Annotated in this window: 22 protein-coding genes; 9 read left to right on the top strand and 13 right to left on the bottom strand. The window is 51.7% G+C overall.

The window, feature by feature from the left end; translation table 11 throughout:
- Positions 1 to 88: 88 nt before the first annotated feature.
- From rlmKL to rmf, 6 genes are all read left to right on the top strand, one after another.
- Entirely contained in the window at positions 89 to 2,209 is a 2,121-nt protein-coding gene (rlmKL, locus tag ACM5QY_RS12375; protein ID WP_416120887.1) for a bifunctional 23S rRNA (guanine(2069)-N(7))-methyltransferase RlmK/23S rRNA (guanine(2445)-N(2))-methyltransferase RlmL, read from the top strand.
- Between the two features lie 5 nt (positions 2,210 to 2,214).
- Complete coding sequence (locus ACM5QY_RS12380; protein ID WP_416120889.1) at positions 2,215 to 4,119, top strand: ABC transporter ATP-binding protein; 1,905 nt, start codon at positions 2,215 to 2,217, stop codon at positions 4,117 to 4,119.
- 78 nt (positions 4,120 to 4,197) lie between these two features.
- Entirely contained in the window at positions 4,198 to 5,472 is a 1,275-nt protein-coding gene (pqiA, locus tag ACM5QY_RS12385; RefSeq protein WP_416122876.1) for a membrane integrity-associated transporter subunit PqiA, read from the top strand.
- Positions 5,459 to 7,111, top strand: coding sequence for an intermembrane transport protein PqiB (gene pqiB, locus ACM5QY_RS12390; protein WP_416120891.1), 1,653 nt, complete (start codon positions 5,459 to 5,461; stop codon positions 7,109 to 7,111). The genes pqiA and pqiB overlap by 14 nt, the downstream gene beginning before the upstream one ends.
- A complete protein-coding gene (gene pqiC, locus ACM5QY_RS12395; protein WP_416120893.1) occupies positions 7,111 to 7,680 on the top strand; it encodes a membrane integrity-associated transporter subunit PqiC in 570 nt (189 codons plus the stop codon). Before pqiB ends, pqiC begins: the two co-directional genes overlap by 1 nt.
- Before the next feature lie 275 nt (positions 7,681 to 7,955).
- Positions 7,956 to 8,123: a ribosome modulation factor gene (gene rmf / locus ACM5QY_RS12400; RefSeq protein WP_104921488.1), complete on the top strand. Its 168-nt coding sequence runs from the start codon at positions 7,956 to 7,958 to the stop codon at positions 8,121 to 8,123.
- Between the two features lie 145 nt (positions 8,124 to 8,268).
- Here the strand turns inward: rmf and fabA are convergent, their stop codons facing one another.
- The gene (gene fabA / locus ACM5QY_RS12405) at positions 8,269 to 8,787 is read right to left on the bottom strand and encodes a bifunctional 3-hydroxydecanoyl-ACP dehydratase/trans-2-decenoyl-ACP isomerase (RefSeq protein WP_119261438.1); all 519 of its coding nucleotides are present in this window, start codon (positions 8,785 to 8,787) and stop codon (positions 8,269 to 8,271) included.
- Positions 8,788 to 8,855: 68 nt separating this feature from the next.
- A complete protein-coding gene (locus ACM5QY_RS12410; RefSeq protein ID WP_416120895.1) occupies positions 8,856 to 10,622 on the bottom strand; it encodes an AAA family ATPase in 1,767 nt (588 codons plus the stop codon).
- A 210-nt stretch (positions 10,623 to 10,832) separates the two neighbouring features.
- Between ACM5QY_RS12410 and matP the strand changes: the two genes are divergently transcribed.
- Positions 10,833 to 11,291, top strand: coding sequence for a macrodomain Ter protein MatP (matP, locus tag ACM5QY_RS12415; protein ID WP_416122877.1), 459 nt, complete (start codon positions 10,833 to 10,835; stop codon positions 11,289 to 11,291).
- Positions 11,292 to 11,411: 120 nt separating this feature from the next.
- Here matP and ompA read toward each other — a convergent pair whose 3' ends face one another.
- The gene (gene ompA / locus ACM5QY_RS12420) at positions 11,412 to 12,488 is read right to left on the bottom strand and encodes a porin OmpA (RefSeq protein WP_416120897.1); all 1,077 of its coding nucleotides are present in this window, start codon (positions 12,486 to 12,488) and stop codon (positions 11,412 to 11,414) included.
- A 356-nt stretch (positions 12,489 to 12,844) separates the two neighbouring features.
- Positions 12,845 to 13,351 carry an SOS-induced cell division inhibitor SulA gene (sulA, locus tag ACM5QY_RS12425; RefSeq protein ID WP_416120899.1) on the bottom strand — a complete coding sequence of 169 codons (507 nt, stop codon included), beginning with the start codon at positions 13,349 to 13,351 and terminating at the stop codon, positions 12,845 to 12,847.
- Positions 13,352 to 13,567: 216 nt separating this feature from the next.
- Between sulA and ACM5QY_RS12430 the strand changes: the two genes are divergently transcribed.
- Positions 13,568 to 14,200, top strand: a complete 633-nt coding sequence (locus ACM5QY_RS12430; RefSeq protein ID WP_416120901.1) for a TfoX/Sxy family protein — start codon at positions 13,568 to 13,570, stop codon at positions 14,198 to 14,200.
- 24 nt (positions 14,201 to 14,224) lie between these two features.
- On the opposite strand, the gene yccS is transcribed toward ACM5QY_RS12430, so the two are convergent.
- Together yccS and ACM5QY_RS12440 are read right to left on the bottom strand one after the other, a co-directional pair.
- On the bottom strand, positions 14,225 to 16,366 hold the full coding sequence (gene yccS / locus ACM5QY_RS12435) for a YccS family putative transporter (RefSeq protein ID WP_416120903.1): 2,142 nt from the start codon (positions 16,364 to 16,366) through the stop codon (positions 14,225 to 14,227).
- A gap of 36 nt (positions 16,367 to 16,402) precedes the next feature.
- Complete coding sequence (locus ACM5QY_RS12440) at positions 16,403 to 16,864, bottom strand: YccF domain-containing protein (protein WP_416120905.1); 462 nt, start codon at positions 16,862 to 16,864, stop codon at positions 16,403 to 16,405.
- Between the two features lie 368 nt (positions 16,865 to 17,232).
- Between ACM5QY_RS12440 and ACM5QY_RS12445 the strand changes: the two genes are divergently transcribed.
- Complete coding sequence (locus ACM5QY_RS12445; protein ID WP_416120907.1) at positions 17,233 to 18,429, top strand: tyrosine-type recombinase/integrase; 1,197 nt, start codon at positions 17,233 to 17,235, stop codon at positions 18,427 to 18,429.
- Positions 18,430 to 18,434: 5 nt separating this feature from the next.
- Here ACM5QY_RS12445 and ACM5QY_RS12450 read toward each other — a convergent pair whose 3' ends face one another.
- The 7 genes from ACM5QY_RS12450 to ACM5QY_RS12480 all read right to left on the bottom strand — a co-directional run bounded on the left by ACM5QY_RS12450 (position 18,435) and on the right by ACM5QY_RS12480 (position 22,071).
- Positions 18,435 to 19,076: an adenylosuccinate synthase gene (locus tag ACM5QY_RS12450; protein WP_416120909.1), complete on the bottom strand. Its 642-nt coding sequence runs from the start codon at positions 19,074 to 19,076 to the stop codon at positions 18,435 to 18,437.
- Entirely contained in the window at positions 19,073 to 19,756 is a 684-nt protein-coding gene (locus ACM5QY_RS12455) for an MT-A70 family methyltransferase (protein ID WP_416120911.1), read from the bottom strand. The genes ACM5QY_RS12450 and ACM5QY_RS12455 overlap by 4 nt, the downstream gene beginning before the upstream one ends.
- A 100-nt stretch (positions 19,757 to 19,856) precedes the next feature.
- Positions 19,857 to 19,991: a hypothetical protein gene (locus ACM5QY_RS12460; protein ID WP_416120913.1), complete on the bottom strand. Its 135-nt coding sequence runs from the start codon at positions 19,989 to 19,991 to the stop codon at positions 19,857 to 19,859.
- Positions 19,984 to 20,190, bottom strand: coding sequence for an ANR family transcriptional regulator (locus ACM5QY_RS12465; protein ID WP_416120915.1), 207 nt, complete (start codon positions 20,188 to 20,190; stop codon positions 19,984 to 19,986). Before ACM5QY_RS12465 ends, ACM5QY_RS12460 begins: the two co-directional genes overlap by 8 nt.
- Entirely contained in the window at positions 20,187 to 20,627 is a 441-nt protein-coding gene (locus tag ACM5QY_RS12470; protein ID WP_416120916.1) for an ASCH domain-containing protein, read from the bottom strand. Before ACM5QY_RS12470 ends, ACM5QY_RS12465 begins: the two co-directional genes overlap by 4 nt.
- A 2-nt stretch (positions 20,628 to 20,629) precedes the next feature.
- Positions 20,630 to 20,905, bottom strand: coding sequence for a helix-turn-helix transcriptional regulator (locus ACM5QY_RS12475; RefSeq protein ID WP_416120918.1), 276 nt, complete (start codon positions 20,903 to 20,905; stop codon positions 20,630 to 20,632).
- Positions 20,906 to 20,949: 44 nt separating this feature from the next.
- On the bottom strand, positions 20,950 to 22,071 hold the full coding sequence (locus ACM5QY_RS12480) for a RecT family recombinase (RefSeq protein WP_416120920.1): 1,122 nt from the start codon (positions 22,069 to 22,071) through the stop codon (positions 20,950 to 20,952).
- Positions 22,072 to 22,081 lie beyond the last annotated feature (10 nt).

The following is a 22,081-nucleotide window of genomic DNA, read 5'->3' on the forward strand; positions in this document are numbered from 1 at the left end:
AAAGTCTTAAAGATAACCAGAGACTTTATGACAAGCGGTGGGGATTAGCTATAATGCGCAACAATTTTATTTTTGGTGATATGTCGATATGAACTCTTTGTTTGCCAGCACGGCGCGTGGACTGGAAGAACTGTTAAAAAGCGAACTGGAAACGCTGGGTGCGCAAGCCTGCAAAATTGTGCAGGGAGGGGTGCATTTTGAAGGTGACGATCGCCTGATGTATCGGAGCTTATTGTGGAGCCGTCTGGCTTCGCGCATCCTGTTGCCGCTGAACGAATTCAAAGTTCACAGCGATCTGGATCTTTATCTCGGCGTGATGGCGATTGACTGGCCGTCCGTGTTTGGTGTGGAAAAAACGTTCGCAGTGCATTTCAGCGGCCTGAACGATGAAATCCGTAACAGCCAGTACGGCGCGCTGAAAGTGAAAGACGCCATCGTCGACAGCTTTACCCGCAAATTGGACGAGCGTCCGAACGTCGCGAAGCAACAGCCGGACATCCGCGTTAACGTGTTCCTGCAACGTGATACCGCCAGCGTTGCGCTGGATCTCAGCGGCGAAGGTCTGCATCAGCGCGGCTACCGTGATTTGGCCGGTCAGGCTCCGCTGAAAGAAAACCTTGCAGCGGCTATCGTGATGCGTTCCGGCTGGCAGGCCGGTACTCCGATGGTTGACCCGATGTGCGGTTCCGGGACGTTGTTGATTGAAGCGGCCATGATTGCCGCCGATCGCGCACCGGGCTTGCATCGTCAGCACTGGGGCTTTACAGGCTGGAACAAATTTGACACTGAACTGTGGCGTGAACTGACCGCAGAAGCGCAGGTTCGTACCCGCCGTGGTGTGCAGGAAACCACATCCCGTTTCTTCGGTTCTGATATCGACCGTCGCGTTATCGAGATGGCGCGTGCCAACGCCCGTCGCGCGGGCGTAGCAGAACTGATCAGCTTTGAAGCCGCCGAAGTCGGCAAACTGGTGAATCCGCTGCCGGAAGGCCCGGCGGGTACGGTGATAAGCAACCCGCCATACGGCGAGCGTCTGGAAAGCGAACCGGCTCTGATTGCGCTGCATAACATGCTGGGCCGCATCATGAAAACCCAGTTTGGCGGCTGGCAGCTCTCCCTGTTCAGTGCTTCGCCTGAGCTGTTAAGTTGCCTGCAACTGCGCGCTGAACGCCAATTTAAAGCGAAAAACGGCCCGCTGGAATGTGTGCAAAAAAACTACCAGCTGGCGGAAAACCCGACTGGCGCGGCAGGTACGCAAATGGCGGAAGACTACGCCAACCGTCTGCGTAAAAATGTTAAAAAGCTGGAAAAATGGGCCAAAGAGCAGGGCATCGAATGCTATCGCCTGTATGACGCCGATTTGCCAGACTACAACGTGGCGGTTGACCGCTACGGCAGTAAAGTCGTGGTGCAGGAATATGCGCCACCGAAAACCGTTGATGCGCAGAAAGCGCGTCAGCGCTTGTTTGACGTGATCAACGCCACGATGTCGGTGCTGGATATTTCTTCCAACCAATTGATCCTGAAAACCCGTGAACGCCAGAAAGGCACCAGCCAGTACGAGAAACTGGCGCAGAAGGGCGAATTCCTGCTGGTCGAAGAATTCGACGCTAAACTGTGGGTTAACCTGACGGATTATCTCGATACCGGTTTGTTCCTGGACCACCGTATTGCCCGCAAGATGCTGGGCGAAATGAGTAAAGGAAAAGACTTCCTGAACCTGTTTGCGTACACCGGCACAGCGAGCGTTCACGCCGGTCTGGGCGGTGCGCGCAGCACGACCACGGTAGATATGTCCCGTACCTATCTGGAATGGGCAGAGAAAAACTTGCGTGCGAATGGCCTGACGGGCCGTCAGCACCGCCTGATTCAGGCAGATTGCCTGTCTTATCTGGGCATGTGTGACGAACAATTCGATGTGATCTTTATCGATCCACCGACGTTCTCCAACTCGAAACGTATGGCTGACAGTTTTGACGTTCAGCGCGATCATCTGGCTTTAATGAAAGATCTGAAACGCATTTTACGTCGCAACGGCACCATCATGTTCTCCAATAACAAGCGCGGCTTCCAGATGGATCTCGACGGACTGAGCAAACTGGGGCTGACCGCCAAAGAAATCACCAGCCAAACCCTGTCACAGGATTTCGCCCGTAATCGTCAGATTCATAACTGCTGGCTGCTGTCCCATGCTGGCGAGGAAAAATAAAGTTTATGTCGTTAATTAGTATGTCAGGTGCCTGGCTGTCATTCAGTGACTCGCCGCTGTTGGATAACACCGAATTACACATCGAGCCGAACGAACGCGTCTGTCTGGTTGGCCGTAATGGCGCCGGTAAATCGACGCTGATGAAAATTCTGAACCGCGAAGTGCCGCTCGATGACGGGCGCATCGTTTATGAGCAGGATCTGATTGTGGCGCGTCTGCAACAGGATCCCCCGCGCAACGTGGCGGGCACCGTGTTTGATTTCGTCTCAGAAGGCGTCTTCGAGCAGGCGGAACACCTCAAAGCGTATCACGCGATTTCGCATCTGGTTGAAACCGACCCGAGCGAAAAGAACCTGAACAAACTGGCGCAGGTGATGGAAATTCTTGATCACCAGGGCCTGTGGCAGCTCGACAGCCGCATTAATGAAGTGCTGCTGAAACTGGGTCTGGACGCTGATACCGAACTGAAATCCCTGTCCGGCGGCTGGTTGCGTAAAGCCGCGCTGGGCCGTGCGCTGGTCAGCGCGCCGCATATTTTGCTGCTCGACGAACCGACTAACCACCTGGATATCGAAAGTATTGCCTGGCTGGAAGATTTCCTGAAAGAGTTCCAGGGCAGCATTATCTTCATTTCCCATGACCGTTCTTTCATCCGTAACATGGCGACCCGCATTGTCGATCTTGATCGCGGCAAACTGGTTTCTTATCCGGGGAACTACGAAGCATATCTGCTGGCGAAAGAAGAAGCGCTGCGCGTTGAAGAATTGCAGAACGCAGAATTCGACAAAAAACTGGCACAGGAAGAAGTCTGGATCCGTCAGGGCATCAAGGCACGTCGTACCCGTAACGAAGGCCGCGTTCGCGCACTGAAAGCCTTGCGTAAAGAGCGTTCTGACCGTCGCGAAGTGATGGGTACCGCCAAGATGCAGGTCGTTGAAGCCTCGACTTCAGGCAAAATTGTCTTCGAAATGGAAGATGTCAGCTATGCGATTGCTGGTAAACAACTGGTGAGCAACTTCTCTGCGCAGGTGATGCGTGGCGATAAAATTGCGCTGGTGGGTCCGAACGGTTGTGGTAAAACCACGCTGCTTAAACTGATGCTAAGCCAGATTCAGGCAGACAGCGGACGCGTTCACTGCGGCACCAAGCTGGAAGTCGCGTACTTTGACCAGCACCGCGCCGAGCTTGACCCGGAACGTACCGTGATGGACAACCTCGCCGAAGGTAAGCAGGAAGTGATGGTCAACGGTCGCGCACGTCACGTGCTGGGTTACTTGCAGGACTTCCTGTTCCACCCTAAACGTGCGATGACGCCAGTCAAAGCGCTGTCCGGCGGCGAACGTAACCGCCTGCTCCTGGCAAAATTGTTCCTGCGCCCAAGCAACCTGTTGATCCTCGATGAACCGACTAACGACCTGGATGTGGAAACGCTGGAGCTGCTGGAAGAGATGATCGACAGCTATCAGGGCACCGTGATGCTGGTAAGCCATGACCGTGAATTTGTTGATAACTCAGCAACCGAATGCTGGATTTATGAAGGTAACGGCGTGATCAACAGCTATGTGGGCGGTTACTTTGACGCACAGCATCAGCGTCGTAACCAGAAGCCAATCCGTCAGGCTGTTGTCGCAGAAAATAAACCGGCTGCAGAACCGAAAGCAGAACAGGCCAAACGCACGGCGAATAAGCTCAGCTATAATCAACAACGCGAGCTGGAACAATTGCCTCTGCAAATCAGCACGCTGGAAGAAAAAATTGAAGCACTGCAACAGCAGATGAGCGATGCGAATTTCTTCACGCTTCCTCATGAAGAAACTCAGCAAGTGCTCACCGCTTTCGCTGCTGCAGAGCAGGAATTAGAGCAGGCGTTTGAACGTTGGGAAGCGCTGGAAGCGCAGAAAAACGGCTAACACTGCACCATGATTGGCAACCGGATTAAGGGAAGACCGGTTGCCAATATTCATAGTCTTTCCGCTGTTGAGGAGTCGATAGTGTGTTCTGACGCCCATGACAATGACCCGCACATCCTGTGCCCCCAATGCGACATTCTGGTGGCCATACCAGGTCTGAAAATAGGGCAGAAAGCCGTTTGTCCCCGTTGCCATTCGACGCTGACAACCCGCTGGAATGAGCCACGCAGACGTCCTGTCGGTTATGCAATCAGCGCATTGTTCATGCTGTTGCTGGCCAACCTTTTCCCTTTCGTCAATATGAATGTTGCCGGGCTGAGCAGTGAAGTCACACTGGTGCAGATCCCACAGGTTCTGGTTTCTGAAGATTACGCCAGCATGGCGTCGTTGTTTATGATCGTAGTGCAGTTGCTTCCGGCGATTTGCATGCTGTCGATTATCCTTCTTTGCTATGGCACCAAAATCCCGCTTCACTGGAAAGTCAGCATCGCGCGTACGCTATTTCGGCTGAAAAGCTGGTGCATGGTGGAGATTTTTCTTGCCGGCGTGCTGGTGAGTTTCGTCAAACTGATGGCGTATGGTGATGTCGGGATCGGCACCAGCTTTATCCCTTATGTCCTGTTTTGTCTGTTGCAGTTGCGTGCTTTTCAGTGCACCGACCGCTTCTGGATGTGGGAACACATTGAGCCTGCGCCGGAATTGGTTCAGCCGTTACGCGTGGGTGAGAGCGGTTTACGCCAGGGGCTACGTTCCTGCCATTGCTGCATGGCGATTTTGCCTGCGGAACAGGAAGTGTGCGGACGCTGCAAAAGCAAAGGCCACGCCCGACGTAAAAACAGCCTGCAATGGACGATGGCGTTACTGATCACCTCGATTCTGTTATATCTTCCTGCCAACCTGCTGCCGATTATGATCACGCAGGTACTGGGAAATCCGATGCCTTCGACAATCATGGCCGGTGTTGTGCTGCTGTGGAGCGACGGTTCTTATCCCGTGGCTATGGTGATTTTCATCGCCAGTATTATGGTGCCAACATTAAAAATGATCGCCATTGCCTGGTTGTGCTGGGATGCCAACAGTAATAAGCAAATCGACAGGGAAAGGTTGCATGTCATTTATGAAGTTGTTGAATTTGTTGGTCGCTGGTCAATGATTGACGTGTTTGTCATTGCGGTGCTGTCTGCCCTGGTCCGAATGGGGCAACTGATGAGTATTTATCCGGATATCGGCGCGCTGCTGTTTGCGGGCGTTGTCATCCTCACGATGTTCGCCGCCATGACGTTTGACCCAAGGCTCATTTGGGATCGCGCTGGAATGAAGTCTGCAAAGGAGCCACAAGATGGCAGGAAATAATATGGCAGAGCACGACGGAACTGCCAAAGTCGAAAAAATTAAACGCTGGTCCCCGGTGTGGATCGTGCCGATTGTCACTGCACTGATCGGAGCCTGGATCCTGTTTTATCACTACAGCCATCAGGGCCCGGAAGTCACATTAATCACGACCACAGCGGAAGGTATTGAAGGCGGAAAAACCACCATCAAAAGCCGTAACGTAGATGTAGGCAAAGTGGAAACTGTCACGCTCAGTGATGATCTCCAGCAGGTTATTATCAAAGCCCGGCTTAATACAGGCATGGAAAAAATGCTGCGGGGCGATTCAGTATTCTGGGTGGTGAAACCGCAAATCGGACGTGAAGGCGTTTCCGGCCTGAGTACTTTATTGTCCGGCGCCTACATCCAGCTGCAACCTGGTAATAAAGGGGATGAGAAGGCGGAATATAAACTGGATGATTCGCCACCGCTGGCGTCACCGGATGCGAAAGGTGTGCGCGTCATTCTGGAAAGCGAGCGGTCCGGACAGCTTAATCCGGGCGACCCGGTACTGTTCCGCGGCTATCAGGTGGGGACGGTGGAAACCAGCCACTTTGATCCTCAGGCGCGCAATATCAAATATCAGCTCTTCATTCGCGCGCCTTACGACACGCTGGTAACGGATAATGTTCGTTTCTGGAAAGACAGCGGCGTGAACTTTGATATGTCCGCCGCCGGTATGCGCGTCGAAATGGGATCCCTGACCACGCTGTTTAGCGGCGGCGTAAGCTTTGATATTCCGAACGGCTGGTCGCAGGGGCTGGAAGCGAAGAATGGCGATAACTATCAGCTATTTGACGATCAGAAAAGCATTCAGGAATCCCTGTATACCCGACATATGGATTACGTGATGTTCTTCTCTGATTCCGTGCGCGGCCTCCAGCCGGGTGCGCCAGTGGAATTCCGTGGCATCCGTCTGGGTACCGTGGCAGAAGTGCCTTATCCGATGAATGTGCTCAATCAGCAGATGTCGGAAGAATATCGTATACCGGTATTAATCCGTATTGAGCCTGACCGTTTTGCTCAACTGATGGGCAAAGATTTTAATATTGAAGAGCACGTTCGTGACGGTATTGCACATGGTCTGCGCGCGTCAATGAAATCAGCCAACCTGCTCACAGGGGCGATGTACATCGATCTGGATTTCTATCCGAACGAGAAACCGTGGAAAGGGCCGCTGGAAATTGCCGGGCATAAACTGCTGCCGACAGTGAGTGGCGGATTCGCGCAAATCCAGCAGAAACTGATGACCACTCTGGATAAAATCAACAATCTTCCGATTGAGCCAATGATACGCGAAGCCACCAGCACGCTGGCCGAAAGCCAGAGAACAATGAAATCTACGCAGAAAACCATTGAATCTCTGAACGCGATTGTCTCGAGCAAAGAAATGAAAAATCTGCCAGCAGATATGCAGCAGACGCTCATTCAGCTTAACCGTAGCCTGAAAGGCTTCCAGCCTGGTTCACCGGCTTACGGCAATCTGGTCGGCGATATGCAGAGTCTGGATAAAACGCTGCGTGAGCTTCAGCCGGTATTGAAAACGTTGAATCAGAAAAGTAATGCATTGATTTTCGCCGCCCCAGGGCAAGATGATCCTCAGCCGAAGAAGGCCAAATAATGATGAAATGGATACCTGTCGTCTTAGCATTATTCCTGTCTGCGTGCAGCAGCAGTGACCACAAAACGTATTATCAGTTGCCGGTTCTCAGCAGCACGCCTGTAGCGGGCAGTTCGATGGCATTGGGGTCAACGGTACAGCGTCATTTGTGGGTTGAGCGGGTGAGCGTGGCCGATTATCTTGCGGGTACAGGGCTGGTCTATCAGACCAACGACGTGCAGTACACTCTGACGCAGAATAATCTCTGGGCCAGCCCGTTAGATCAGCAGCTTCAGCAATCACTGGTGACATATTTGCGCCGTGATTTACCGGGCTTTCTGGTCTCTTCACAGGCTGCGAGCACTGACGAGCAGGACGTGCTGAGCGTGAATGTCACCGGCTTCCATGGCCGCTACGATGGTATCGTGGTGGTCAGCGGAAGCTGGACGCTGACTCACGGCGGGCAGACTGTTCAGCGTGATTTCGCGCTGAATCTGAAGCAGAACGAAGACGGTTATGATGCGCTGGTCAGAACGCTGGCGACAGGTTGGCAGCAAGAAGCAGGCCAGATTGCGTCGCAGATAAGATAACAATTTTTTAAGCTTAATATTTTTTAAGTTAAAGACAAAAAATCCCGGTTTCTGACTTTCCAGACACCGGGATTTTTTTATGGCGATCAGCCAGATGAAATTTTCACAGACACGATTAATTTGTGCGCAATCCAATAATTTAGCTCACGAATATGACATTGGCGTGAATTTTGCGCATTGACCTCTCCCGCGATTACAGCTATTTGTTAGGTGTGGACGCGCAAACGTACCACTTTTTTCTTTCCATCTGACCTGAATAATGAGGGATACATGGCATGAAGAGACAAAAACGCGATCGCCTGGAACGGGCACTATCACGTGGATATCAAGCAGGTATTGGCGGACGCTCTAAGGAGATTTGTCCGTACCAATCATTAGATGCCCGATCACACTGGCTCGGGGGTTGGCGACAAGCCATGGAGGACAGGGCCGTTACCGCTTAAGCGGCTCCCCTGTCAGAATAAGGAACGACCTCCGCTGCGCGCGGAGGTTTTTGTTTATGGCTCTCTTTGTTTAGATCATAAAAGCCATAAAAAAACGGCGAGCCTATGAGGCTCACCGTTTGTCTGGATAAGGACTAAAAGTTCTTTAGAACGCCGCAGCGTCTTTAAACAGACCGACTTTCAGATCCGTCGCGGTATAGATAACCACACCGTCAACCAGAACTTCACCGTCTGCAACGCCCATGATCAGTTTACGGTTGATCACGCGTTTGAAGTTCAGGCGGTAAGTAACCAGCTTCGCGGTCGGTAATACCTGACCGGTGAATTTCACTTCACCTACACCCAGTGCGCGGCCTTTGCCTTCGCCACCGAGCCAGCCCAGATAGAAACCGACCAGTTGCCACATTGCATCCAGACCCAGACAGCCAGGCATGACCGGATCACCGATAAAGTGGCAGCCAAAGAACCACAGGTCTGGATTGATATCTAATTCAGCTTCAACATAGCCTTTGCCATGGGTGCCACCATCTTCCTGCATCTTAACGATGCGATCCATCATCAGCATGTTGCCTGATGGTAATGGAGGACCGCCAGCGCCAAACAGTTCACTGCGGCCAGAAGCGATGAGGTCTTCTTTCGTATAGGAATCGCGTTTATCTACCATGTTCTATGTAAGCCTTATTTTATTGAAGGGCGAAGATTAGCGAACAGCTGTAAGCTGAACAACTCCGATCAGCTGTGGTTGAACCAGTTCAACCAGCGAAGAGGCCACGGATAACGCGGGCCGCCCTGAGACGTCACCAGCGCAATACGCTGCTGAATTAATCCCAGCAGGCTCGGACGCTCTTCTTCAGCTTCTCCTTCGTTGGAGTAAATCAGTCCGGTCAGGATAGGCAGCGCTTCGTCTGCGCTATCTACTGCCCATAAGTGAAACTGGCCTTCGCGAACGGCGTCAATAACCTGCGGATGCAGACACAGATTACGCACGTTGCTGGTTGGCAGAATGACCCCTTGTTTACCGGTCAAACCGCGACGCTGACAAACCTCGAAGAATCCTTCGATTTTTTCGTTCACGCCACCAATAGGTTGCACATTCCCAAACTGATCGACAGAACCGGTCACCGCAATTTGCTGGTTGATCGGCTGCATCGACAGCGCGCTGATCAGTGCGCAGAGTTCAGCAAGGGAAGCGCTGTCGCCGTCCACTTCACCGTAAGATTGCTCAAAAACAATCGACGCGGAGAAGGGCAGAGGCTGGTCGAGTTCTAACTCGGATATCAGGAAGGCCTGCATAATCATCATGCCTTTAGCATGAAGATTGCCGCCTAATTCTGCTTTGCGCTCAACGTCAGTAAATTCACCGTCGCCGGTGTGTACGACACAACTAATGCGCGAAGGTTCACCCAGCGCGCGCGGGTGCCCCGGGTATTCCAGGACTGACAGCCCGTTAATTTGCCCGACCACTTCGCCTTCCGTTTCAATGCGAATCTGGCCCAGCTCGATTTCATCCTGCATGCGTTCCTGCAGGTAACTCTCACGCCAGGCACGTGCGCTGGATGCTGCATCAAGCGCTTTGGCGCTGAGCAGATCATCTTCATTATAGAGCGCCGCTTCACTGAGTTGCGTATTCAGCCAGACCGGATCGAGCGTCAGGCTGCCCTGATCGGTGCTCTGGCGAATTGCCAGCTTTAAAAATTCAGGCCAGGCATCTGCGGCCAGACGGGGAATTTCCAGCTCATCGGCCAGCGTATTGACGTAACCACACCAGGTTTCCATGTCGCTTTCTTCTGTCAGCGGCAGGTCGGCTTCAAATTCGCCATAAATAGCCGAATCCATCAGCTCCGGTTCCATGTCATTCAAATCGCCCAACGAGAGACGGTCACCAACAAGAATCAGACGAATATCCAGCGGCATTGGCGGAATAGTGACTGGCAACGGCTTCGTCTCATCCGGGGAAACCCAGTGATACATGCTTTCGGTGATCATCTGTTTCAGGCGTAACCACATCAGCGGTTGAGCGATGAGTGTACGGATAGAGAGCACCAGCACACCGCCGTTGACCTGATGAACCAGGCCGGGTTCAAGCTGGATGACATCTTTATGCACGCGGACACAGCCAAACAGCTGCTCCGGCTCAAGCCATTCGCGATACTGACAGGTGTACTTCGCGGCAAAGGCATCTTCTGTTGATTTTGCCGCGAGCAGGGTCACCTTGTTGCCTTCAACATGGTAGCGGTTGCCGGTTACCTCAGTGACTTCAGGTAACAGATCGCTGACGGCCTGGGCAATGCGCGACAGGTACTCACGGTTTTCCTGCGCTTTTAGTGTCATAAAGCGAGGGCGCGAGCGAGGGTGACAAAACAGCGTTAAACCATTTTCCAGCCGGGGCTGTGTTCCAGCGAAATCGACAGGGGCTAACTGGGCTGCCGTTGCAAATATTGCCTCATAAGGCGCGGAGTCAGGCAGTAAAAGCTGCCAGTCAAGTCGGTTATTGGTCAATGTGTTAGCTGTTTTCTATAAAAAGGGAAAGAGCGATTATACAAGAATAAATCCGGCTGCATACAATGAGAGTCGCAACTGAATAGGTGTGAGTGCACATTGCTGAACAGGTGCGCAAAAAATGGACAGTATAGGCAGAGTTTTTTGGGGTGAAAATTGAAATAAAGCTGTTATGCTTAGTAAAGTTACGGGGTCACCGAAGAGTTCATGATGAAATATCAGCAACTGGAAAATCTTGAAAGCGGTTGGAAATGGAAGTATCTGGTGAAAAAACACCGGGAAGGTGAGCGGATCACCCGACATCTCGAAAACAGTGCCGCACAGGAATCCGTGAATCAACTTCTCAGTTTGGAAAATGAGCCCGTGAAGGTTGCTGACTGGATAGTTAATAACATGAATCCAGCGCTGGAAAATCGTCTCAAACAAACCATTCGCGCACGCAGAAAACGTCATTTCAATGCCGAACATCAGCACACCCGTAAGAAATCCATCGATTTAGAATTCCTTGTCTGGCAGCGCCTGGCTGCGCTTGCACAACGTCGGGAAGTGACCCTGTCTGATACCATCATTCAGTTGCTCGAAGATGCAGAACGAAAAGAAAAATACGCCAATCAGATGTCTTCATTGAAAGAAGACCTGCAGCAAATCCTTGGTAACCAAGATCTCTGATCGTTCTTCTTTCATCGGCTGAAATCCGCGCCTTTTATCTACGATTGCTCAATCCAAAGCATAAAAAAACCCCGCCGAAGCGGGGTTTTTAATATCTGTCGTTAAAGCAAAAGAGTGTTATTAAGCCTGTGGCTGAGTAACAGTGTCTTTGTAGCCTTTAACTTCGATTTCAACACGACGGTCTGGTGCCAGGCAGTCGATCAGAGCAGCACGGCCTTTAACGGAGTTACAGGTAGAACCAGTAACTGGGTTAGATTTACCTTGACCTTGTGCAGAGATCTTGTTGGAAGGGATACCTTTAGATACCAGGTAATCCACTACGCTCTGTGCACGTTGCTCAGACAGTTTCTGGTTGTATTGTTCTGAACCGATACGGTCGGTATAACCCAGAACGATAACTGAACCGTCTTTAGGATCGATTGAACTCAACTGGCTGTACAGCTGATCCAGGGCCTGTTGGCCTTCTGGTTTCAGAGTCGCTTTGTTGAAGTTGAACAGAACGTCAGATTTCAGAGTGAATTTCTTAGTTTCCACAACTGGAGCTGGTGCTGGAGTTGGTGCCGGAGCAACAACTGGTGCAACATCATCCTGACCGAAACGGTAAGAAACACCTACAGACAGCATGCCGTTGTCTGGACGCGCGCCAACAGTTTGAGCGTCGCCGATGTTGTTAACCCACTGGTAATCCAAACGGGTTGCCCAGTTTTTGGTTACAGCGTATTCAACACCCACTGCTGCCAGTGGAGAAACACCAGTGTCGTGGTCGCTTACGCGCAGACCGGTGTCACCGTGGTAACCTTTTGAATCTGCACGCCAAACCATACCACCCAGACGGGTGTAGATGTCCAGATCGTCAGTCAGTGGGTAGCTCAGTTTAGCAGCCAGCTGAACGCCTTGTGCTTTGAACGCGCCATTGCTCACGCTGCCTTTGTAAGGCATACGGCCAAGCCAGTCATATCCCATTTCAAAGCCCAGGTATTGGTTTGCTTGGTAACCCAAGAACGCACCTGCACCCAGTTGGCTGTCGTGGGTAGGGCCGTTGCCGATACCTTTGTAAGCGTTTGCGAAACCAGTGTCATGGTATTGGGACCAGCCCAATTTACCACCGGTATACCAGGTGTTATCTTTAGGGGCGGCTTGCGCTACGGTAGCGAAACCTGCCAGTGCCACTGCTAATGCGATAGCTGTCTTTTTCATTTTTGCGCCTCGTTATCATCCAAATAGGCAATTGAGCTTTAAGCTTTAAGCCCTTGGTTAAAATCCTTACGCCAAGGTTCTTGCTTCAGTGAAGAACTTGCCACTTTACGTTGGCATTATAGAGCAACCTTGGCGTTGTAAAGTCTACAACGTGGCGCGAAACTTACAAGCTTGAAGTGTTAACACCGTGGAAAAAAAGGGAAAAACGTACACATTTTTTAACGGCTTTGACTATTTGTTGACAAAACTTGCAGAAAATCAGAGGCCGGAATACCCGTTTTTACTGGGTTTAGTGCTCGTTTCAGCACAAATCACTAAGTTCCGCAGTATTTTCATAGGAACATTCCTATTTTGAACTAATGGTAGATTGAGGAGTGAATTTTTACTGTGGAGTGGTGTCCACTCACTGAATTCTGCTCATTTGTTGGCTTCATAATGAACCCGTAAGACCCTCCCTGACGCGCTGCAATTTGCAGTCTTTCTCTTTCTGAATCATTTAAATCGGGTAACCACCCAAGCACGACACTGTAGTTACCGGTCAGTAGTGCTTTTTCCATGGCATCAGCTGTCGACATCGCGGTGATCTGATTAACCTGCACCATTTTATCAACCGGTAAACCCGACTGGGATAACCAGTGGCGGCTCAGTTTCTGCTGCGGTGTCAGCCATAACAGCCAGCGCGATTGCATACCCAAATGCTGCAGTAAAGGCAGAAGTAACTGCGCAAATGCTGGCTGGCTCGCACTATAAACGAACTCAGTGATCAGACCATTATTCAAGGACGCAGACGAATTTACCTGTGTGTGAGCGACGGGCAAAGCGGGCTGACTAAAATGATGATTTGTAAGATGTTGAGTGCGCATAGTGTTATACCCCAGTAGGTTACTGTATGAATGTACAGTACTCTGGCGGTGAGCAAAGATCAACCCAATTTTTCCAAGACGTCTCGCAAATTTTGAAGGGAATAACCTCCGGCTGCATTTTATGTTTGTTGCACATCCCGACATTGAGTATTTTGCTTTTAGCTGTACGGGTAATTTAAATGGGATGTAAGGAATGAACATGAAAAGGATAACGCAATGATAAATCAGTCAAAAAAAAGAGTGCTTGAGTGTATGGCAATTTTTGCTCCTTTGGGCAAAATCCGTACTCGTACCCAGTTCGGTGGCTTTAGTTTATCTGCCGATGGGGCCATGTTTGCACTGGTCTCCGACGGAGATTTGTATCTGCGCGCCAGTGCTGAAACGGAGGCACATTTTTGTCGCAAGAAAATGGAAAGACTGATTTATCGTAAGCGCGGAATGGATGTGAAGTTACGTTATTTCAAGGTGAACCTGACGCAGTGGGAAGACCCTGAGGTTGTGCGAAAACTGGGTAAATACTCACTGAGAGGGATGTTGCGAGAAATCGAAGTGCGCAAAAACAATGAAGCCGGGCGACTCAAAGATTTACCGAATCTCTCTCTGGCTCTGGAAAGGCTGCTCTGGCAGGTGGGGATAGCAAACTCGGGAGATCTTCGCACGCAGGGGGCATGCAAGACCTACCTCAAGCTCTGTGCGATGAAAAAGAAGAACCTGGGCCTCAACTTATTAATGGCATTGGAAGGTGCCATTTTGGGATTTCATGAGGCTGCTTTGCCGATGGCTTCCAGAGAAACATTGACTCACTGGTTTAATCATCAGCAAGAGCAGTTTACAGACACGATGCACTAATTTTACCGGCACCCGGACAGGCTGTCAGTCCTGGCTCTGAGCGGGCAGAATTTTATTGTTAAGACTGGTGAGCTCAGGAAGATGAGCCACCAGCAATCCGATTTGCTGCAAAACGAGCTGTTCTTTACTGTCGGAATCCGTTGTGCGCATTTGTATCCTTGCCGTCAGGTGCTCAAGGGCTTTTTGTATCCTTCCGGCTTCTGAAGGCAGATGGTGCAATGCTCCGTCAACACAACAAGCGGTGTCATCGAGCAGGCTCAGGGTTTCGGCATCGCTGAGTTTTTCACGATGCGCGCCCAGCGCCGAAATATAACTTAGCATCGTGTGGTTCAGGCACAGTAAGCGAAACGCCGCTTCCAGCGTTGCGGGGTTGTTATTCTTTTCTGAGCTCATATTCGACACAACGGATGCCAGTTCCGCATCGCAGTTATGCGCGTCACGGCGTGCCAGACGATAATCGAGGCTGTTGTCTTTACCCTGATGGTATTGCACCAGAATGGCATCCAGATACCGGCAGTTGGCGTCGAACGTCTTACTGACGACTTTATCAATCTGCCTGAATTTCCAGTCAGGCCAGATGAACGTCACGGCGGCCCAGGCAATCGCACAACCAATCAGCGTATCGATGATGCGAGGTATGGCGATCTCAAAACCTTCACCCAGCAGGTTGAAGCACAGCAATACCAGCAAGGTGATGAACATGGTCGCCTGCGCGTATTGCACGGTGCGGAAGGCAAAGAACAATAATCCGCTGATCACAATCAGGATCATTTGCCCTTCAACCGACGGCACGAAGTACAAGATCGGAATACCGATCGCAATGCCAGCAAGCGTACCAATAATTCTCAAGGCCAGCCGTCGGCGGGTTGCGCTGTAGTTAGGCTGACACACAAACAGACTGGTCAGCAAAATCCAGTAGCCGTGACTCAGGCCGCTGACCTGAATGAAAACGTAGCCGACGAATAACACCACAGACATACGCACCGCATGGCGGAATAACACGGATTGTGGGGTGAAATGGCGCGAGATCCGCAACCAGATATCATCCAGCCCGGTGAGTTTATCGTCGACAAACGGGCTCTTACCGGTCTGATTTTCGGGCAATGATTGTTCGGATTCGAGATTCGCCAGCTGCGCGTCAATCGCGTGCAGGTTGCGCAGCAGATGGCGTAAAGCCTGCAGCATTTCCCGATGTTCACCCTGCGTTTCCAGCCGTTTCAGCGCTTCCTCAAGACGGGAAAACGCCCGCTCAAACTGGCTGTTATGCGTATATTGCTGGCGATAAAGAATGCACTGAGAAAGCTGCAAACAGGCGCGGGCCTGCATGCTCATCAGTCGCTGGAAGCGGAAAAGGATATCGCTGTGATGAAACTGCTCGCTGAGTTTGAGGTATTTCACATGCGATGAACTGGCACGCTCATGAATGTCCTGCACGACAAAATAATAGTGCAGTGTACGCCGGGTGCCTTTTTGCCCGCGGTCTCCTTTCAGACGGGTTTGCAGCGTGTTTTTTGTCAGATTCAGCGTAGAAACCAGCTGGCCGTTGGCCATGGCCAGCTCCACCAGTTGCTGATTGTTGTCTTCCTGATCGGGGTCAAAAAGCGTCGCTTTGGCTTCCAGATAAGCCGCCAGTTGACTGAAACAGCGGGAAATCTGATCCTGCAACGGGCGGATTGGGAAAATAATATGTCCGGCCAGCGTCAGCAGGTTATACCAGATCGCGCCGGCCAGCAGGATCAGCGGCTGCTGATACCAGATGTGATACATGCTGGTGCCGAGCATCGTGTAAATTGCGATGAGCAAGGCTCCGAACGCAATCGTTGCGTAGCGTTGCCCCAGCGCGCCCAGCAGGATAAAACCACAGGTAGAAATCATCAGCCCCGGCGCGAATAACCAGGGGTAGGGGAACAGCAACTCAATGGACGCTGACGCGATAAAGAAGCACACCAGCGTGATGAGCAAATTGCGCAACCGGCCTGCCAGACGATCGTCCAAATCGGCCAGCGCTGCGGCCACGACGCCGAGCGTGAGAGGAATCGTCAGCGTTATCTGACCCAGCCACCAGGGCATCGCGGCGGCACCCGCCAGCGCAATGAAAATCCGGATGTGGTAAAGCACATTGCTGTTATAGGCATAACGCCTCAAACCCGGTGCAATAGAAAGCACGGAAAAACCCCACGGTTAATATCAAAAAATGAAAAATCAGCGAATGCGTCCGTTTTTTAACTGACGGTTGGCATTGGCTTCACGGACTTGTTTTGCCAGTTCGACAGAGACAACTCTGCGTCCCACTGGCCAGAGTGCGATGGCAGCGATTTTAAAGTTCGCGATACCCACCGGTATACCGATTATGCTGATACATTGAGCGATGCCGGCCAGAATGTGTGACAAGCATAACCACCAGCCGAAAAAAATAAACCAGAAGATATTCAATAAGGTTCCGCCACCGGACATCAGCGCGTTACGTTTTTCCGGATATAGTTCGTCTACATGCACTGCTTCGTTGCCAAAGGGCATCAGCGAAAGACGGGTAATCTCCCAGCAAGAGCGGGTCAGCGGCAGGGTGAAAATCAGCACAATGCTGACCAGAGTGGCGAATAACCAGGCCAGTGTCGTGAAGAAGCCGCCCAAAACAAAGTTAAGAATATTGAGTACAGTGCGCATATCGACTCTTCCCGAAGCTATTAATGAGTTGAAAAATTTCAGGTTAACTAAAAAGAAACACCGTCTCATTCTACCCTGTTTTGGAATGTGGATCGCCTGCGCATATCAAAGGTAAACTCTTAAAACGACTTGCATGTAAAATAACCATTATAAACCAAGGCATTTTAACGATTGGCTGCGATTCAAATCTATAAGAGGCGCTCAGTGATTCTGACGCCTCTTTTCTTTTTAACGATTGACCACCATTTCAGAGAGCATGATTTTACCGTCGGTTATTTTGACGGTATGAGATTTTCGAGGTAGGTTTATTCATCTTTTACCGTCACCATTTTGGTATCAAATGACGGTATCACCTCCGAGTAATCACAATGCTGACCGACACAAAATTAAAGAGCCTCAAGCCGCAGGCCAAGCTGTATAAGGTTTCAGACAGAGACGGGTTGTACGTCGCGGTATCGCCAGGCGGTACCGTCAGCTTCCGTTACGACTACCGTATCAATGGGCGACGCGAAACACTGACGATCGGGAAGTACGGCTCCGGCGGTATAACTTTGGCCGAAGCCCGAGACCGGCTTGGAACTGCTAAAAAAATGCTGGATGCCGGTCAGTCTCCGGCTGCCAAAAAGAGAGAGGGAAAATCAGTTGTCAGGAACGCCAGTCGATTCACTGATTTCGTTCTTTTATGGAAGGCGATGTGGGAGGGTGCTCCGTCAACTTTGGCAATGAGGCAGGCCACAATTGATAATCACATCACTCAGAAGTATGGCCGGATGATAATGAATGAAATCACCCCTACAATGCTGCGCGAACATTGCGAGAAGATCCGCGACAATGGTGCGCCGGCAACAGCTGTTCTGGTGAGGGATATCGTGTCTAAAGTTTTCAGGTTCGCGCAGGCTCGCGGTTACGAAGGTGATAACCCAGCTGAAAAAGTTCCTTCCAGCAGCATTGCAACCTTCAAACCACGTGACCGGTCACTCAGTGAAGAAGAGATAGGTGTGTTTTTTAATGCCCTCAACAACACAGCAAACGCGCCGTCGATGAGGATGCTATTGAAATTACTCTTTCTCACGATGCTCAGGAAAAATGAATTACAGTCTGCGACATGGGGAATGGTCGATTTCCAGAAAAGAACTCTGACCGTTCCGGCTTCACTAATGAAGATGTCACGGCCGCACATCGTTTACCTATCCAATCAGGCATATGACATCCTCGTCGGGTTGAATGTTATATACGGGAACGCCGCTTATATTCATCCGGGCAGATTCGGCGATGACAAAACTCTGTCAGCGCCAGCGTTGAATACGATGATCAATAAAACGATACATGGAATAGAAAAGCAGGGAGGGAGTTTTGAGCATTTCACCGTCCACGACTTGCGCCGGACGGCGTCAACGCTACTTCATGAGGCGGGATTTAATACTGACTGGATTGAGAAGTGTCTGGCGCATGAGCAGCGCGGCGTCCGCGCAGTCTACAACAAAGCAGAATACGCGGAGCAGCGCCGGGACATGTTGCAGCAGTGGGCGGATATGGTGGATGGGTGGATCGAGAAGGAGAAGTGATTTTTTCAAGTCCGGCTTAACTCGCCGTATTTCATTTCGTAGGTATGCAACTTCCAGCGGTCGAGCTGGTACTGCTTTATCTCGGCGTTGAGCCGGTCAACCTCGGCAGCCAGGCGGGAACGCTCTCGATGAGCGCCGCGAACCAGCTGCTTGCTTTCCTCTGGATCCCCAAACCGCACCAGAGCGTGCGCCAGCATGTCCAGCTCGAAACGCTGGTCTGCCGGATGCTGCCAGAACGGCGCGAGTTCGTGGCCCCGATAGCCGCAAGCGAGGTAGGCGCATACGTGACCGGCTTTCAGTTTGATGTGCCCGCGTTTGTTCACCCACAGCAAGCCCCAGCGTTCTGGAAGGTCATCGAGGCTGATCAAGCCCTCGGGGCAGATGTAATACCGGTAGGTGCCCATGCCTGCTTTATCACCGTTACGGTGTGGCTTCGCCCTGTCTGCCAGAAAATCGGACCGACTAACCTTTGATTCGACAACCACTGAACCGCCGTCAAATCCCCAGCGGTAACCAAAAGCATCGGCACGCTCTCCACCGTACAGCCCACCGACCTCAGTCAAGGCCAACTGACAGCCGGGGCCGTTCCCGCTGGATGGCCGCTTAAGCCACTTCACCGCGAGCGCGTTCAATTCGTTATGTGTCACGCTGCGTCCTCCCGTGGAATAATTTCCGGAATATTTTGCGGTTGATTTTGTTGCTGGAACTGCGCAGGTGCTATTTCAATGCTGCTGACTGGTGATTCATTCCCCCATGTATCCCAGTTTGGTATTTCCTGTCGTGCAAAGAGTTCAATGCGTGGCACGTCACCGTATAGCAACTCGAGGCGGTGACGCGCTTCCCACGGCTTCGCACTGTGCTCACCGAGCGGCGAGTGGATCACCTGTTTCACGCTGGCGCTGAGACGTTCCAGACCGGTGCCGCGCACGGCGATGAGCAGGTCCTCACTGTTGGCGCGGGTGTAGTTACCGCCATTCATGCGTGTTTGCGTGTTCAGCAGATCCATGAAGTCGTAGAAGTCATGAACCTCACCGGCGGTCAGCGCTTTGTTGATGTGCTGCTCCGCCAGCTGGGTCAGCTTCACCCAGGTGAAACCCTTCATCGTTTTGACTTTGAAGCCCCACGCTTCAGCCAACTTTACAGCCTCAGCGTTATGGGTTCCCGTGTACCACATCGCCAGCACAGCGTTCTCAGCGGCAATTGACCAGACCGGCAGACGCATCAGGTCAGTCAGCGTCATGGTGCCGTAGTGATTACCGGCGGCACCGTTGCTGATAACGTTGTCGTATCGCCACGGTGGATCTGCATAGATGAGCTGATAATTCATATTCACCACGCTGTGTAAAGTAATAGGCCTATACCCGACCAGAAGCAGGCGATTAATAAGAGTATGTAAACCCAGATTCGACGTAAAAAATGGCGCTTGATCATGTCGTTTTCCCATTCATCCCCAACTTCGCTTTCAGCTCTGCCAACTTAGCCAGGTTGCGGCTTTTACCGGCCGCACGGTTGTAATCGAGTAAAGGCTGTTCGGCCTTTGGTTTTTCAGATGGCTCACTCATGAGTGAATGCCTCCCCGGTGCTGATATGGGCGCGCTTATCAGCCTTGCGGCAGAAGTCGGCGCGTTCGTCTGACCAGTAAACGTTTTTGCCATTCGCCAGCGCATTGGCTGCCGCCCAGAGTTTCGCAGCCTCGGCAAAGTCGCCGCGCTGTTCTGCGGCCACTGCTTGTGCTGAAAGATTGATGTAACCGATGGTCATGAGAGACCTCCCACACCACGTCTTATGTTGCTGGCTATCAGGTCTCGATAGGTGTCAGGTGATATCTCGACACCGGTTTCAAAGAATGAAAGCTTGCCCTTCATAGGAAGGAACGGAAGCGGCCGACCTTCTGCCAGGATGAATCCTTGCGGACCAAAAAACCAAGGAGATGGTGACGTATCTACGCAACCGGTTATCGTGGTGATGCCCACAATGCCACCGCGAGCAAAACTGTCTCGCGGTGGCATTTCAGCCAGTAAACCCAATCCGCCCATAATCCCCAGCGCCGCAGAAAAATCCGGAAGACTAGGTTTTGCTGCGCTGGCGTGAATGAGCACCGGTCCACGGTATTTAGTGCGCCAGCTGCGGTTCTCAATGTCTTTGTAGCCATTGGCAATCAACCATGCCCATGGCTGCCGGATAGATAACGCTTTCATGGTCACATCCCGGCGCGCTGTTCTGCGCGTAGCTGAGCTTTCAGGTGGTTAGGGTTGCTGGCGTTCTTCGCCGCCAGTGACGGGTCACGCTCGATCATCTCAGGGTTCTGCTTGCGTGCATCCAGCCACGCTTCGACTTCTTCCTGATCCCACGCCACAACGCGGCTGGTCAGCGGGAAGCGCTTCGGAAAGTCACCGGCTTTTTCTAACTTGTCGATGGCGTACTCAGACAGAGGCACCATGCTCAAGAGTTTGGTTTTGCGTACTGCTGCTTTCATAGGTTGATCCTCAAGAGGGGCGGGGCGACTGCCCCGCATGGTGGTTATTGGAATTCAGGACGGAGGTCGTTCAGGGTGATGGTGAAGGCTTCAAACAGCTCAGCGCCGAGCTTCTGTTTGCGGCTGTTAAGTAGCTGTTCAGCGCGGGCGAAATGCTGCTTGGCATCCGGGTCTGTAACATCCAGGCTGTTCAGAGCTGCTTCGATTGCGTGGTGTGAATCCAACTGGTGGTATTTCGCGACTGCTTTACCCTTCAGGGCGGTAAACAGCGAGTTACCCAGAACCGCTTTCTGCTCATCGAGATCGACGCGTATTGCCTTTGCTTTCTCGCAGGAGTCGGCGGCTTCAATCTGTGCCATAAACTCAGCTTCCAGTTTTCCGGTGTCAGCCGCTGGCGCTGCCGCCTGAGACTGCTCAGCAACCACTGGCTGGCTGACATCCGCCTCGGACATCTGATTGATGCTGGCGCGCTGCTGAGTCTGAGGATTGATTTCTTTTTCCCCGCGCACTTCAATTTCATCAGGGGTGTACACGCCCAGAATCACCTCAGGACAGTACAGGCGTGACCAGTATTTAACGGCAAGATAAGCGATTTGCTGTTTTGGATTAGTCGCCCAAAGCGGAGAGTTACGTACTGCGACACCAGATAAGTAAACCGGCTCCCCCCAGGTAATTTCGCCTTCGCCGCGAATCACTGCACCTACGCGGATATAAAGGCCATCCTCATCGTCATCGGACCAAGCTTTCACACGCTGCGTTACTTCGTATGAGCCATTCTTACCGCTCTTTTTGATAGTGGTTTCTTTGGTCTTCGTGCATTTTGACCAATCGCCACCGTATTCGTAGTGGAAGCGCCCTTGAATGACGTTGGAGCTGGTGACGACAGCATTGACGAGCTGCGCCTCATACCCGAGAACGCCCCCTACGAGATACGTTTTTTGCGCTACCGCATATGGGTTCATACCCCACTGCATGGCCTGCATAACTACGGCCATACAGTCAGCTGGTTTTCCTACGAAATGGGCGGGAACCGTGACTGTGGAATCTGCCATGAGGTTTGCAAACGAGGTTAGTTGGGTAAGTGCCTGTACATTGAAAATTGCATTGCTGGCGCTCATTGTTGCTGGCTGCGCGTTCATTTCAGCCACGGTTAATTGTTGAGTCATTGTTTTCTAT

The organism is Rahnella sp. PCH160 (assembly GCF_047784855.1).
In the GTDB taxonomy this organism is placed as follows: domain Bacteria; phylum Pseudomonadota; class Gammaproteobacteria; order Enterobacterales; family Enterobacteriaceae; genus Rahnella.